This is a genomic window from Mesorhizobium sp. W016 (assembly GCF_054719485.1).
Genome location: NZ_JBTTIF010000002.1, coordinates 2,489,409 through 2,503,362, shown reverse-complemented (window position 1 = coordinate 2,503,362; position 13,954 = coordinate 2,489,409). Strand labels below are relative to the sequence as shown.

Annotated in this window: 11 protein-coding genes; 3 read left to right on the top strand and 8 right to left on the bottom strand. The window is 64.2% G+C overall.

The genetic code is table 11. From position 1 onward, the window contains the following. Nucleotides 1–298 precede the first annotated feature (298 nt). A complete protein-coding gene (locus ACYG9V_RS12385; RefSeq protein ID WP_023684522.1) occupies nt 299–2,620 on the top strand; it encodes a PAS domain-containing sensor histidine kinase in 2,322 nt (773 codons plus the stop codon). A 104-nt stretch (nt 2,621–2,724) separates the two neighbouring features. Here ACYG9V_RS12385 and ACYG9V_RS12380 read toward each other — a convergent pair whose 3' ends face one another. The 5 genes from ACYG9V_RS12380 to ACYG9V_RS12360 form a co-directional block, all read right to left on the bottom strand. Further along, nucleotides 2,725–3,198 (bottom strand): EF-hand domain-containing protein, encoded by a 474-nt coding sequence (locus ACYG9V_RS12380; RefSeq protein ID WP_023670188.1) that lies wholly within the window; start codon nt 3,196–3,198, stop codon nt 2,725–2,727. Between the two features lie 65 nt (nt 3,199–3,263). Beyond that, the gene (locus tag ACYG9V_RS12375; protein ID WP_460221952.1) at nt 3,264–6,218 is read right to left on the bottom strand and encodes a bifunctional [glutamine synthetase] adenylyltransferase/[glutamine synthetase]-adenylyl-L-tyrosine phosphorylase; all 2,955 of its coding nucleotides are present in this window, start codon (nt 6,216–6,218) and stop codon (nt 3,264–3,266) included. 11 nt (nt 6,219–6,229) lie between these two features. After that, nucleotides 6,230–7,705, bottom strand: coding sequence for a sensor histidine kinase (locus ACYG9V_RS12370; protein ID WP_352762994.1), 1,476 nt, complete (start codon nt 7,703–7,705; stop codon nt 6,230–6,232). Between the two features lie 107 nt (nt 7,706–7,812). Further along, nucleotides 7,813–8,487 carry a response regulator transcription factor gene (locus tag ACYG9V_RS12365; RefSeq protein WP_023670185.1) on the bottom strand — a complete coding sequence of 225 codons (675 nt, stop codon included), beginning with the start codon at nt 8,485–8,487 and terminating at the stop codon, nt 7,813–7,815. A gap of 252 nt (nt 8,488–8,739) precedes the next feature. After that, nucleotides 8,740–10,293 (bottom strand): Do family serine endopeptidase, encoded by a 1,554-nt coding sequence (locus ACYG9V_RS12360; RefSeq protein WP_023752740.1) that lies wholly within the window; start codon nt 10,291–10,293, stop codon nt 8,740–8,742. A 191-nt stretch (nt 10,294–10,484) separates the two neighbouring features. Between ACYG9V_RS12360 and ACYG9V_RS12355 the strand changes: the two genes are divergently transcribed. Together ACYG9V_RS12355 and ACYG9V_RS12350 are read left to right on the top strand one after the other, a co-directional pair. Further along, nucleotides 10,485–10,754, top strand: coding sequence for a CopG family ribbon-helix-helix protein (locus tag ACYG9V_RS12355; RefSeq protein WP_023684527.1), 270 nt, complete (start codon nt 10,485–10,487; stop codon nt 10,752–10,754). Next, nucleotides 10,751–11,059, top strand: coding sequence for a type II toxin-antitoxin system RelE/ParE family toxin (locus tag ACYG9V_RS12350; RefSeq protein ID WP_023742647.1), 309 nt, complete (start codon nt 10,751–10,753; stop codon nt 11,057–11,059). The genes ACYG9V_RS12355 and ACYG9V_RS12350 overlap by 4 nt, the downstream gene beginning before the upstream one ends. Here the strand turns inward: ACYG9V_RS12350 and ACYG9V_RS12345 are convergent. From ACYG9V_RS12345 to ccmE, 3 genes are read right to left on the bottom strand one after another with little or no spacing between them, the layout of a single operon-like run. After that, nucleotides 11,056–11,520 carry a cytochrome c-type biogenesis protein gene (locus ACYG9V_RS12345; RefSeq protein ID WP_352668411.1) on the bottom strand — a complete coding sequence of 155 codons (465 nt, stop codon included), beginning with the start codon at nt 11,518–11,520 and terminating at the stop codon, nt 11,056–11,058. The two genes, ACYG9V_RS12350 and ACYG9V_RS12345, sit on opposite strands and share 4 nt — an antisense overlap. After that, a complete protein-coding gene (locus tag ACYG9V_RS12340) occupies nt 11,517–13,508 on the bottom strand; it encodes a heme lyase CcmF/NrfE family subunit (protein ID WP_352546110.1) in 1,992 nt (663 codons plus the stop codon). The genes ACYG9V_RS12345 and ACYG9V_RS12340 overlap by 4 nt, the downstream gene beginning before the upstream one ends. Further along, the gene (gene ccmE / locus ACYG9V_RS12335; RefSeq protein WP_023670179.1) at nt 13,508–13,951 is read right to left on the bottom strand and encodes a cytochrome c maturation protein CcmE; all 444 of its coding nucleotides are present in this window, start codon (nt 13,949–13,951) and stop codon (nt 13,508–13,510) included. The genes ACYG9V_RS12340 and ccmE overlap by 1 nt, the downstream gene beginning before the upstream one ends. Between the last annotated feature and the right edge of the window lie 3 nt (nt 13,952–13,954).

Genomic DNA, 13,954 nt, shown 5'->3' with positions numbered 1-13,954 from the left:
GAGGGGACGGTGGACAGCCGCCGAAGGCGGATGGACGGGTGGGGTCGTTGCGGCAGTGCGCGACCTCGACCAACTTCGACCGTGATTGAGAGAGTCGAGCGCTTCGCCGAGGACCCCACCCGGCCCTTCGGGCCACCCTCCCCTCAAGGGGAGGGATTTCAGCGTTATTTCAATCAATTTTTAATGTTTTTCGGCCGCGCCTCTGGACAAGGCGAATCACCTTTGATTCTTTACAGACGATTCGGATGTGCGGTGTTGCCGGATCGTCAAGCGTACGGAAATTCGGGGAGTGCCATTTATGGCCAAGGCGGACGCGTGGGGCGCGCCCGAAGGGACGGCTTTTGAGCGGCGCAAGGCGCGAGGCGACGGCCTCGCCGGCAATACGCGGCTCATCGCTGAACCAGCCTACCGGCGGCTCCTGGCTGCCGAACCCCTTCTGCGCCGTTCGATACCGGCTCTCATCATCATCTTCCTGATCGTCATCGCCGCACTGCGCGTGCTGTCGCTGATGAACGAGCGCGACGAGGCCGAGCGCGACGGCAAGGCGGTGCTAGGTCTCGCCGCCGGCCAGATGGCGAACGCAATCTCGGCCGACCCGACCGCGGCATCCAGCGGTGCAATTGATCTTCTGGAAAGCACGAGCCGCCAGGGCGCCATGGGCAGAAGCCATGTGCTTGTGATCACCGACAGCGCCTTCAAGATCATTGCCGTGTCGCCGCTGTCGACCGGCTGGCAAGGGCGATCGCTGGACAGCCTGGTGCTGGACGGCCAGCCGCTGTTCATGTTCGGCGACCGCGCCGGGGTCATGGATGTCAGCATCGGCGGCCAGGACTGGTACGCGGCGGTGAGCCTGACCCGGGACCGCAAGAACGCCGCCGCCGTGCTGGTGCCGCAGGAAGCGGCGTTCGACAACTGGCGCAAGACCGTCTCGCTCAACGTCACGCTGTTTGTGCTGACAGCCGGCGTGCTGATCATCATCCTCTACGCCTATTTCGGCCAGGCATCGCGCGCCCAGACAGCCGACCGCATCTATCTCGAAGCCCATCAGCGCATCGACATGGCGCTGGTGCGCGGTCGCTGCGGCCTGTGGGACTGGGACATGGTGCGCGGCAAGATGTACTGGTCGCGCTCGATGTACGACATGCTGGGCTACGAGCCCTGCAACTCGATGCTGTCGTTCGGCGAAGTCGACGACATCATCCACCCCGAAGACGGCGACCTGTTCGAGCTCGCCAACAAAATCGTCGAGCGCGAGATCGACCATATCGACCAGGTGTTCCGGATGCGTCACGCCGACGGCCAGTGGGTGTGGATGCGCGCCAGGGCCCAGGTGATCGACCCGGAAGCGCCGGAGATCCAGCTGATCGGCATCGCCGTCGACGTCACCGAACAGCGGCATCTGGCGCTGCGCTCGGAGGCGGCCGACCTGCGCCTGCGGACCGCGATCGAAAACATCAACGAATCCTTCGTGTTGTGGGATGCCGCTCAGCGGCTGATCATGTGCAATTCCAAATACCAGAAGGACAACGGCTTGTCGGACCGCGACGTCATGCCAGGTGCAGCGCGCGCCGTGCTGGAAGAGCGCATGCTGGCCTTCGCCTCGGAACGGCGGCTGGCCAACACCAACGGGCCACAAGGCGGCGCGACGTTCGAGCGGCAGCTTTCCGATGGCCGCTGGCTGCAGGTCAATGAACTGAGGACCCGGGACGGCGGCACCGTCTCCGTCGGCTCCGACATCACCCAGATCAAGCTGCACCAAGAAAAGCTGGTCGACAGCGAGCGCCGGCTGATGGCGACCATCCACGACCTCAGCCTCGCCCGCCGCGCGGAAGAAGAACGCGCCAAGGAGCTGGTGGAGCTCAACCGCGAATACATGAAGGAAACCGAGCGCGCCGAGGCCGCCAACCGGGCCAAGTCCGAGTTCCTGGCCAACATGTCGCATGAACTGCGCACGCCGCTCAACGCCATCATCGGGTTCTCCGAACTGATGGAACAGGGCCTGTTCGGGCCGTTGGGTTCGCCGCGTTACGAGGAATATGCCAACGACATCAACGGCAGCGGCAAATATCTGCTGGGCGTCATCAACGACATACTCGACATGTCGAAGATCGAGGCCGGCCAGTTCTCGGTGGACCGCGAGGAAATCGATCTCTGCCCGCTGATCCGCGAGACGGTGCGGGTGATCTCGCTGCAGGCGGCGGAGAAGTCGATCACCGTCGAAACCCGCATCGCCGATACGATGACGCTGTTCGCCGACCGCCGGGCGATCAAGCAGATCGCCATCAATCTGCTGTCGAATGCGGTGAAGTTCACCGGCCAGGGCGGCCATATCTCGGTGCGCGCCCGCAACACGTCAGGCGCTCTGGTGCTGACCATCGAGGACAATGGCTGCGGCATTCCGAAGGAGGCACTGAGCAAGCTCGGCCGCCCCTTCGAACAGGTGCAGAACCAGTTTTCGAAGAACCACGCCGGCTCCGGCCTCGGCCTTGCCATCTCGCGCTCGCTGGCCGAGCTGCAGGGCGGCGCGCTGAAAATCCGCTCGACCGAAGGCGTCGGCACGATCGTGTCGGTGCGCATTCCGGTGAAGAAGGCGCAGCCGGCGGTAAAGGCGGCGGCCTGACGGCCCGCCAATGCGAGCGGTGCTCTCCGCCGCGTTCAAGGACTGAGTAGCCCCGGTCATGTAAGGGCTCCGGCGGCTTTCGCCGCCGGAGACATATCGCCATTTCACTCCATGCTGTCGTCGCCGCCGTCCCATTGGTGGTGGCGGCCCATGCGGCCTTTCTTTGGGAGTTCGTTGCGCTCGATCTTGCCGTCATTGTTGCGGTCGAGCATGGCGAACACCTTTTTCTCGCGCCCGGTGATGTCGTCCGTGGTCAGCGTGCCGTCGCCCTTGCTGTCGTAGCGGGCAACGATGCGCTTGGCCATTTCCTCGAACCGCGCCTTCTCCAGCGCGTCAGCGAGCTGGGCGACTGTCAGCTTGCCGCCATTATCGGCGACCAGCTTCTTCAGCCGCGCGTTCATGGCGTCGGAAAACTGGTCGAAGCTGATGGTGCCGTTGGAATCCTTCATCGCCTTGTCGAGGCGCATCATGGTGCCCTCGCGCATTCTGGCGCTGGCATTGTTCTCGGCATAGGCGGTGGTGCCAACGGCGCCGGCAAGCGCGACGAAGGCAAGGGCAAGTCCGGTTGTCTTTCTCATGGGTATTCTCCTGTTGCATCGTCACCCCCGATGCGATCCGAAACAGCCGCCAGCGCTTCACGCCCTCACAACCGTTTCGTACGAAGCAAAAGGTCGAAATCCTTTCTGACCTTTTGCGACGTCTCCTTGAGGTGTGCTTCCAGCACACCGAAATCCGGCAGGTCAGTCACCGCCAGAAGCAGATCCGACAGTCCCGGCGGAACGTCATCGCGTTCGAATGCGCCGGTGAGGCAAAGCCGCGTCATCTGGGTCAGCGCCAGATAGAGCTGGTAGGCTTCGCAAAGCTGCTGCCTGACGTCAGCCTCGGCGAAATCCGGCGACAGATGCGCCAGAATTTCGCCGGTCGCGGTCACCCTGCGGCCGGCTTCGACCTGCCCGGTTATAACCGCCACCTGCGCGATGAATTCGAGGTCGATGAGGCCGCCGGAGATGAGCTTGATGTCCCAGAGATCGCGCGGCGATTTTTCCTTCTCGATCAGCGCGCGCATCTCGGATGCCTCCCCCCTCACCTTGGCGGCGTCGCGCGGCAAGGCCAGAAGTGCCGCCACCTCGGCCTCGACCTCGGCGCAAAGGGCCGCGTCGCCGCCGATGGCGCGCCCCCGGGCCAGCGCCATGTGCTCCCAGGTCCAGGCCTCCTGGCGCTGGTATTTCTTGAAGGCATCGATGTGGGTGGCCACCGGCCCCTTGTTGCCGGATGGCCGCAAGCGCAGGTCGAGCTCGTAGAGAACGCCTTCGGCGGTCGGCGCCGAGACAGCCGCGATCAGCCGCTGCGTCATCCTGGTATAGTAGTGCGATGGTGCGAGCGGCTTGTCGCCGTCGGACTCGTCGGCATCCGCGTCGTGGTCGTAGAGCAGAATGAGGTCGACATCGGAGCCGGCGGTGAGCTCGCGGCTGCCGAGTTTGCCCATGCCGAGCAGCGACACGGTGCCGCCGGCGATGCGGCCATGACGCAGCGCGAATTCGGTGGTCACCGCCTGCAATGCGGCGTCGATGGTGAGGTCGGCGAGATCGGAAAAGGCGCGGCCGGCGCGCGCCGGGTCGATCGAGCCGGCGAGCAGCCTGACACCGATCAGGAATTTCTGCTCGGAGGCAAAGATGCGCAAACGGTCGAGCACGTCCTCATAAGCCCGGTCGCCTTCGATGAAAGCGGCCAACCGCGCTGAGAGATAGGCTCGGTTGGGCAGTTCGGCGAGCAGCGCCGGGTCGAGCAGACCGTCGAAGACATGCGGGCGCCTTGTGATGATTGCCGCCAGCCGAGGCGCGGCGCCCATGATCGTCGCCATAAGCTTCAGCAGGGCGGGATTCGACTGCAGCAGCGAAAACAGCTGGATGCCGGCGGGCAGGCCGGCGAGGAATTCGTCGAAGCGAACCAGCGCCTCGTCGGCCCGGCGCGTCTGGCCGAAGGCTTTGAGCAGCGCCGGCGTCAGTTCGGTCAGCCGCTCGCGCGCTTCCGCCGACTGGGTGGCGCGATAGCGACCGAAATGCCAGCCTCGAATGACGCGGCAGATGTCGCTTGGCCGCTGGAAGCCAAGGCCGTGCAAGGTCTGCAGCGTGTCGGGATCGTCGACATCGCCTGTGAAGACCAGATTGCCGACGCCGGCCGACAATTCAGGCGCGGTCTCGAACAACGCGGCGTAGTGGCGCTCGACCTCATGCAAAGCCGCGCGAAAGGTTTCGGCAAATCTGGCGGCATCGGCAAAGCCCAGCATATGGGCGATGCGTTCCAGCCCTTCATCATCGTCGGGCAGAATATGCGTCTGCTCGTCGGCGACCATCTGGATGGCGTGTTCGACGCGGCGCAGAAACCAATATTGCTGCGTTAGCGCGTCGCGTGCATCGGCGGTGATCCAGTTGCGCGCGGCCAGCGCACCCAGCATCGGCACCGTCTCGCGGCCGCGCAGCTCCGGAAAACGGCCGCCGGCGATCAGTTGCTGGGTCTGGACGAAGAACTCGATTTCGCGAATGCCGCCGCGGCCGAGCTTGACGTTGTGTCCTTTGACCGCGATCTCGCCATGACCCTTGTGGGCATGGATCTGGCGCTTGATCGAATGAACGTCGGCGATCGCCGCATAGTCCATGTATTTGCGCCAGACATAGGGCTGCAATTCCCGCAGGAACGCATCCCCGGCATCGAGATCGCCGGCCACGGGACGCGCTTTGATCATGGCGGCGCGCTCCCAGTTCTGGCCTCGCGCCTCATAGTAGCGAAGTGCTGCCTCGACCGGGATCGCCAGCGGCGTCGAGCCTGGATCGGGACGAAGCCTCAAATCGGTGCGGAAGACATAGCCGTGCCCGGTGCGGTCCTGCAGGATGCGGACCAGCCTGCGGGTCAGGCGCGCAAACAGCTCGGTGGCGTCCAGCGGATCGACGATCGCCGGCGCATCCGGATCGAAAAAGACGACGAGGTCGATGTCGGAGGAGAAATTCAGTTCATGCGCGCCAAGCTTGCCCATGCCGAGCAGGATCCAGCCGGATTGCCGTGACGGATTTTCGGGATCGGGCAATTTGAGCTTGCCCTGGCTGTGCGCGTCGCGCAGCAGGAAGTCGACCGCCGCGCAGGTACAGGCATCGGCGAGATTGCTGAGGCGCCTTACCGTCAGCGCGGTATCGGCCTCGCCGGAGAGGTCTGCAAGTGCGATCAGGAAGTGACCTTCACCCTTCCACTGCCTGAGTTCCATCATCAGGCTGGATTCGGAAACGGCCTCGGCAAAGGCGGCCTTGCCGATCGCTTCGGCAATGCTGGTCAGCCTGGCCTCGACACCGTCATCGAACAGCGCGTCGAGGATTTGCGGCCGGCGGCGCGCGACATCGCGGAGGAAGGGCGAGAGATCGAAGACGGCAGCGAGAAACTCCTGTGCGGCGCCCTTGCCCCCTAGAAATTTCGCCAGACGCGGCAGGTTCTCGTCCTTGGCATCGCCAGCGATCTCCGACAGTTCACGCCGGGCGCGAGTCTCATCCAGCGGCGCGAGCTGCGCCGCCAGTTGCAGGCGCCATTCGGTCTCGATCCGTTTCGCAGCCATCCTCACCGCCATCAATGGTCCTCCCGCGCCGGGAAGCTCATGATAACGGACAATCCGGGATTGGCAGGCAGAAGTTCAAGCCGGCCATTGTGAAAAGTCATGATCGCCTTGGCGAGGCTGAGACCAAGGCCTGATCCCGGCTGGGAGCGGCTCTTTTCCAGCCGCACAAAGCGCTCGGTCGCCCTGGCGCGGTCGGCGTCATCGGGGATGCCATGGCCATTGTCGGAAACGGAAAGGCGGATTTCGTGACCGACGCGCTGCAGGGCTACGCGCACGGCAGGCTTTTCCGCCGCATCGGTCGAGTATTTGATGGCGTTGTCGACGATGTTCGACAGTGCCTGGCCGATCAGCTCGCGGTTGCCATCGACGGAAAAATCCCCGTCCGCGGCAGTTTCGAGCACCACGCCAGCCTCCTCCGCGACCGGCTCATAAAGCTCGACAACGTCATGCACTGCGGCGGCGAGATCGACCTTGCTGGTGCTCTCCGAGGAATAGCCGGCCTCCAGCCTGGAGATCATCAGGATGGCGTTGAAGGTTTTTATAAGCTGGTCGGATTCGGCGATGGCGCCTTCGAGCGCCTGCCGGTAATCGATGGTTTTGTGCTTGCCCGAAAGGGTGGCCTCGGCGCGGTTGCGCAGCCTGGTCAGCGGCGTCTTCAAATCATGCGCGATGTTGTCGGAGACCTGCTTCAGCCCTTCGTTCAGCGTCGCGATCCTGGCCAGCATGGTGTTGAGGTTTTCCGACAGGCGGTCGAACTCGTCGCCGGCGCCGGTCACCGGCAGCCGTCCCGTGAGATCGCCGCCCATGATGCGGCGGCTTGCCTCCGAGACGCTGTCGATGCGCTTCAGCGCGGCGCGGCCGACAAGGAACCAGATCAGCAGCCCGCCCAGGCCCATCATGCCCAGCGCCAGCATCAGCGCGCGGCGGACGACGGCGCGGAAGCGCTCGGGCTCGCCGAGATCGCGGCCGACAAGCATGATCATCTGGTTGGGCAGCCGCAGCACCAGCGCGATGGCGTTGTGGCCCTTCTCGCCCTCGGACTGAATTTCGGTCTCGCCGGGCTGCGCGCCGTTCGGGTCGGCAGCCTGGTTGCGCTGCCGTTCGAGCTCACCTTCGCCGAAACGGCGATAGGAGAAGGGTTCGGTCGTCCAGCCATCGGTCTCGAGCACCCCCGGTGCCAGGCTCTGCACGTTGCCGGTGAGGATCTGGCCGTTGACATCGGCAATGAGATAGAGGTTGGCGCCGGGCTGGCGCGAGCGCTGCTCAACGACGCGCACCAGCCGCGGCAGGCCGCCGCTCTGATAGGCACGGGCGAGGCCGAGCACCTCGTCATTGATGGTCTGCTGGGTCTGGCCGGTCAGCATGCGGGCCGACAACGACGTCATGTAGAAGACCAGCAACACGGCACATAGCGCGAAAAGCAGGAAATAAAGCGCTGAAAGCCGCGCCGCCGTCGTCCTCATGATGGCCGGCAGGGAAAGGGCCATCGAGTTCTAGCTCATGATGAGATTTGGCTGAAATCTCATCATGACCTACCCCTTTGTTGGAGCATGATCTTCTCCAAAAACCGGTACCTACTTTTTGGGATCATGCTCTAGCCGCTCTTCAGCATATAGCCGGCGCCGCGAACCGTATGCAGGATCGGCTTGTCGAAACCCTTCTCGATCTTGCCACGCAGGCGCGAGACGTGAACGTCGATCACGTTGGTCTGCGGATCGAAATGATAGTCCCAGACATTTTCGAGCAGCATGGTGCGCGTCACCACCTGGCCGGCATGGCGCATCAGATATTCGAGCAGGCGGAATTCGCGCGGCTGCAGCGTGATCTCGCGCGCCGCGCGCTTGACCGAATGGGACAGCCGGTCAAGCTCGAGATCGCCGACCCGGTAGACGGTTTCGGCCTCCCTGGCGCTGGCGCGGCGGTTCAGCACCTCGACGCGGGCGAGCAATTCGGAAAAGGCATAGGGCTTGGTCAGATAGTCGTCCCCGCCGGCGCGCAGACCGGTGACGCGGTCATCGACTTCGCCCAGCGCCGACAGGATCAGCACCGGCGTGGTGTTGCCGCGCGAGCGCAGGCCGGCAATGACGGAGAGCCCGTCGCGGCGTGGCATCATGCGGTCGACGACCATCACGTCATAGTCGCCGGCATCGGCCAGCGCAAAGCCGGTTTCGCCGTCGCCGGCGACATGGGCGGTGTGCCCAGCCTCGGCAAAGGCCTTCTGCATATAGTCGGCCGCCTCGCGATCGTCTTCTATGACGAGAATCTTCATAGAGCCGTTATACGCGATTTCGCCGGAAGATTGAGGGGCGGCCATGAACGCAAAAGCTTTCGTTCAAGCATGTCGTTTTGCCAAAACCGCCGTGCACTTTTGGGCGACATGCTTCGATGTTAGAGCGGCAGCGGGCGATGGGCCCGCTGCCGCCGGGGGCAGAACACGATGACTGACTAACGCGTTCGGCCCCTTGCTTCCCGTGCGGCGGCTCGGGGGTGTTGAAACCGCCGCACTGGAAACTGTGTGATGTCAGCCTTTGGCGACTGGCAGCGCGACGAAGCGGTTTGAATCGTCGCGGGTGATCTGCATCAGCACCGCCTTGCGGCCGGACTTGACCGCATCGGCCATCGCCTTGGCGACGTCTTCGGTGCCGTTCACCTCCGTCGAATTGACCGAGGTGATGACATCGCCGGGCTGGATGCCGCGGTCGGCGGCATCGCTGTCGGGATCGACATCGGTCACCACCAGGCCCTTGCCGTTTTCCGACTTGGTGACGGTGAGGCCGAGATCGGCCAGCGCGGCGGGCTTTGCCGGTGCCGCGGGCTGCTGCGGGTCGGCCGAGGCCTGCTTGTCAGTGGATGGCAACGTGCCGAGATCGACCTTGATGGTCTGGCTCTTGCCGTCGCGCCACACCGTGACGTCGACCGACTTGCCGGGTGGGTAGGCGCCGATCAGACGAGCCAGTTCCTTCGGCGATGCGACGTCCTTGCCTTCGACCTGGGTGATCACGTCACCGGCGGTGATGCCGGCCTTCTTGCCGGGGCCACCGTCCTGGGCGCCCGAAACCAGAGCCCCGTTCTGCGACTTCAGGCCCAGCGATTCGGCGATGTCCGATGTAACCGGCTGGATTTCGACGCCGAGCCAGCCACGCTGCACCGAGCCGCTCTTCATCAGATCCTGCACCACCTGCTTGGCGGTCGAGGCCGGAATGTCGAAGGCAATGCCGACGCTTCCGCCCGACGGCGAGAAGATCGCGGTGTTGATGCCGACGACCTGGCCGTTGAGGTTGAAGGTCGGGCCGCCCGAATTGCCGCGGTTGACCGAGGCGTCGATCTGGATGAAGTCGTCGTAGGGACCGGCGCCGATATCACGGCCACGGGCCGAGACGATGCCGGCGGTGACGGTGCCGCCGAGGCCGAACGGATTGCCGACGGCCACCACCCAGTCGCCGACGCGAACCTTGGAATCGTCGGCGAAATCGACATAGGTGAACTTGCCGACGCCATCGACCTTGAGCACCGCCAGATCGGTGCGCGGATCGGTGCCGATCAGCTTGGCGTCAAGCTCCTTGCCGTCATTCATTACCACTGTGAAGGCGGAGCCTTCCTCGACGACATGGTTGTTGGTGACGAGATAACCGTCATCGGAGATGAAGAAGCCCGAACCCTGCGCCACCGGACGCGGCTGGTCGTTGTTATGGTCGCGGTGGCTGAAGCGACGATTGCCGCCGTCATGGCCGTTCTGATCACCAAAGCCGCGGAATTGCTTGAAGAACTGGCGCAGCTGCGGATTGTCGGGCAGGTTGTTCATGCCGTCCGGATCGTCGGACTGGTCGGAGCCGTCATCGGCGGCAGGCTCGATCTTGGCCTTGACCTTGACGCTGACCACGGCCGGCGAAACGCGCTCGACGACATCGGCAAAGCCCGGTACCTGCGGCGCTTCGACCCGCACGGCGTCGGCCAGAACGGGAGCTGTACCAGTGGCAACGGCGCCGAAACCGATGCCGCCGGCAATGGCCAGCGAAGCGGCGGCGGCCAACAGGCGCTTGCGGGTGCGGGAATATGGGTTGGGGGCGATAGTCATGGGTCTCGTATCCTCTTTTCACTGGATGCGGCTCAGGCAGAGCATCCTCGGACAAGAGAAATAGAGAGGCGCACATTACGGCGCCATTTCCGGTGCATGAAAGTTTTGTAATGTTGGGCGGTCGCACAAATCTCTTGGTTGCGCTCGCCTGCTGCCCTATGGTGTACACAACTCAGCACAAGGCTTTCACAATGACAGCAAGCACCACCATGACCATTCGAGTCTCGTCCGAGACCAAGCTGAAGCTGGAGCAGATCGCTACCGATACCAGGCGTAGTAAATCGTTCCTCGCCGCCGAGGCGGTCTCAGCCTATGTCGATCGCGAGCTGGATATCATCGAAGGCATAAAACGTGGCATGGCCGACGCAGAGGCTGGCCGCGTCGTGCCCCACGACGACGCCATGGCGGAGCTCGACGCGGTGATCGAAGCAGCGAAAGCCAGGCGCGCAGGCAAGGCGTGAAGCTGTTCGTCACCTGGTCGCGAGAAGCGCTGGACGATCTCACGCAGCAAGTTGCCTTTATCGCTCAGGACAATCCTGCCGCCGCCCGACGCCTCGCGGACCGTATCCGTGAAATGGGCCGGGGCCTTGGTGATATGGCGACGGGCCGACCTGGCCGGGTAACAGGCACTTATGAGAAGCCCATCGGCCGCCTGCCCTACATCATTGCCTATGAATTGCGCCTGATCGCCGGCCGTCAGAGCATCGTTATCCTGCGCGCCATCCACACGTCGCGGGACTGGCCTTTGGAGGAATGGCCGAGCTAGTCGCTCAGCATCTTGTCCAGCGCCGCCTGTTCCTCGGCGCTCAGCGCCTTGGTTGCCAACGAGCGGCGGGAGCGTGTGGTCAGCACAACGAAAATGCCGCCGACTAGAAGCAGAAGCACCGGCGTGCCCCAAAGCAAGGCGTTGCGCGGGCTGAAGCGCGGCTTCAACAGCACGAACTCGCCGTAGCGCGACACGATATAGTCCATCACCTGCTGGTCGGTATCGCCGGCAACCAGGCGCTGGCGCACCAGGATGCGCAGGTCGCGGGCGAGGTCTGCATCGGATTCGTCGATGGACTGGTTCTGGCAGACCATGCAGCGCAGGCCTTCCGACAGTAGCCGCGCCCTCGCCTCGAGCGCCGGATCGGTGAGAACCTCGTCCGGTTTCACCGCTTGCGCCGCGCCGGCAAACAGCAGCGCCAGAAGCAGGGTGAGCGAGGCCAACGAGAACCTGGTGCTCACGGCGCGCCTGCCGACGGCATGGAGGCTGCCTGCTTGCGGCGGCGCGAGGGTGCGCCAACCCGCAGGCGACGGTCGAGCAGCGACATTGCGGCTCCCGCCATCATCACCAGAGCTCCGCCCCAGATCAGCGTCACCAGCGGCTTCCACCACAGGCGCACCACGACGGATCCATCGGTGCCTTCATCGCCCAGCGACAGATAGAGCTGGCTGAAGCCGATCGTCTCGATGCCGGATTCGGTCGTCGTCGTCTGCCGCACCGGAAAGAAGCGCTTTGCCGAGGTGATTTCGGCTGAAACGCCGCCATCGGCGCCGATCAGGGAAAAGCGGCCGCGCTGCTCGCTGTAGTTCGGACCCTGCGCCGGGAAGAGGCCGTCGAAACGCAGCGTGTGGCCGGAGAGTTCGACGCTCTCGCCGGCATGCATCGACAGTATCCTTTCGGTGCCGAAGCACAGCGTGCCGACAATGCCGAGCGTCGTCAGCCCGAGGCCGAGATGGGCAAGTGCAGTGCCGAACACCGAACGCGGCAGGCCGGCGAAACGGCGCAGCATGATGGCGGGCGACACATTGCCAAAGCCGGACTTGACGGCGAGGTCGGTGAGCGCGCCGCAGACCAGCCAGCAGGCGAGGCCGACACCAAGGGCGGCGAACACCGACGCGCCGTCGATGAACAGCCCGGTGACCAGCATCGCCAGGAGAGCGGCGCCGAAAGCCGCCATCAGGCGCTGGGCGACGGCATAGAGGTCACCGCGCTTCCAGGCGAGCAATGGTCCGAAAGGAACCACGACCAGCAGCGGCACCATCAGCGGGCCGAATGTCAGGTTGAAGAAGGGGGCGCCGACCGAGATCTTGCCGGCCGAAAGCGCTTCGACCGCCAGCGGATAGAGCGTGCCGACCAGCACGGTGGCCGTGGCCGTAGTCAGGAACAGATTGTTGAGAACGAGTGCGCCTTCGCGCGAGATCGGGTGGAACAGGCCGCCGGCCGTCAGCCGCGAGGCGCGCAGCGCAAACAGGGCCAGCGAGCCGCCGATGAACAGCGTCAAAATGCACAGGATGAAGATGCCGCGGGTCGGATCGGTGGCAAAAGCATGCACCGAGGTCAGCACGCCGGAGCGCACCAGGAAGGTGCCGAGCAGCGACAGCGAGAAGGTGAGGATGGCAAGCAGCAGCGTCCAGATCTTGAGCGCCGAACGCTTCTCCATGACGATCGCCGAATGCAGAAGAGCCGTGCCGGCCAGCCACGGCATAAAGGAGGCGTTTTCGACCGGATCCCAGAACCAGAAGCCGCCCCAGCCGAGCTCGTAATAGGCCCAGTAGGAGCCCATCGCGATGCCGCCGGTGAGGAACATCCAGGCGACCAGCGTCCACGGCCGCACCCAGCGCGCCCAGGAGGCATCGATGCGGCCTTCGATGAGGGCGGCGGCCGAGAAGGAAAAGCAGATAGAGAACCCGACATAGCCGAGATAGAGCAGCGGCGGATGGATGGCGAGGCCAAGATCCTGCAGGACCGGGTTGAGATCGCGGCCCTCGATCGGCGCCGGATTGAGCCGGGTGAACGGATTGGATGTCGTCAGGATGAACAGGAAGAAGGTGGCGCCGATAGCCCCCTGCACGGCCAGCACATTGGCGCGCAGCGTCGCCGGAAGGTTGGAGCCGAAGACAGCGACCAGCGCACCGAAGAAGGTCAGGATCAGCACCCAGAGCAGCATCGAGCCTTCGTGATTGCCCCAGGTTCCGGTGATCTTGTAGATCAGCGGCTGCAGCGAATGCGAGTTTTCCCACACGCTCGCCACCGAGAAATCGGAACTTGCATAGGCGCCGGCGAGTGCTGCGAACGATAGCGCCGTGAGCGCGAAGCCTGTGACCGTGACGGGACCGCCGACAGCCATCAGCCTCTGGTTGCCGGTACGGGCGCCGATCAGCGGCACCAGCGTCTGCACCAGCGACAGCACAAAGGCGAGGACGAGCGCGAAGTGTCCGGTCTCAACCATTACTGGCTCTTGCTCTCTTGCCACACGCCCTTGGCCTTCAGCCCGTCAGCGACTTCCTTGGGCATGTAGCGCTCGTCATGCTTGGCCAGCACGCTGTCGGCGACGAAAACGCCGTCGGCGCCAAAGCTGCCTTCGGTGATGACGCCCTGCTCCTCGCGGAACAGATCGGGCAGGATGCCGGTATAGCTGACCTTGACCGATTTGTGCGTGTCGGTGACCGAGAACGCAACCGTCGCGCCCTGCCCGCGCACGACCGTGCCCTTTTCGACGAGGCCGCCGAGCCTGATGCGCTGTCCCGGCTGCAAGCTGGCGGTGGTCAGATCGGCGGGCATATAGAAATAGGAGGCCTTCTGGCCCAACGCATAGAAGGTCAGCCCGGTGGCGGCGCCGAGGAAGGCAAGACCTCCGACAATCACCGACAATCGCTTCTGCTTGCGCGTCATGTC

Excerpts from the sequence above, each read along its gene's own strand:
- ACYG9V_RS12385 (WP_023684522.1), top strand. The coding sequence starts at position 299 with ATGGCCAAGGCGGACGCGTGGGGCGCGCCCGAAGGGACGGCTTTTGAG.
- ACYG9V_RS12380 (WP_023670188.1), bottom strand. The coding sequence starts at position 3,198 with ATGAGAAAGACAACCGGACTTGCCCTTGCCTTCGTCGCGCTTGCCGGC.
- ACYG9V_RS12375 (WP_460221952.1), bottom strand. The coding sequence starts at position 6,218 with ATGGCTGCGAAACGGATCGAGACCGAATGGCGCCTGCAACTGGCGGCG.
- ACYG9V_RS12370 (WP_352762994.1), bottom strand. The coding sequence starts at position 7,705 with ATGGCCCTTTCCCTGCCGGCCATCATGAGGACGACGGCGGCGCGGCTT.
- ACYG9V_RS12365 (WP_023670185.1), bottom strand. The coding sequence starts at position 8,487 with ATGAAGATTCTCGTCATAGAAGACGATCGCGAGGCGGCCGACTATATG.
- ACYG9V_RS12360 (WP_023752740.1), bottom strand. The coding sequence starts at position 10,293 with ATGACTATCGCCCCCAACCCATATTCCCGCACCCGCAAGCGCCTGTTG.
- ACYG9V_RS12355 (WP_023684527.1), top strand. The coding sequence starts at position 10,485 with ATGACAGCAAGCACCACCATGACCATTCGAGTCTCGTCCGAGACCAAG.
- ACYG9V_RS12340 (WP_352546110.1), bottom strand. The coding sequence starts at position 13,508 with ATGGTTGAGACCGGACACTTCGCGCTCGTCCTCGCCTTTGTGCTGTCG.
- ccmE (WP_023670179.1), bottom strand. The coding sequence starts at position 13,951 with ATGACGCGCAAGCAGAAGCGATTGTCGGTGATTGTCGGAGGTCTTGCC.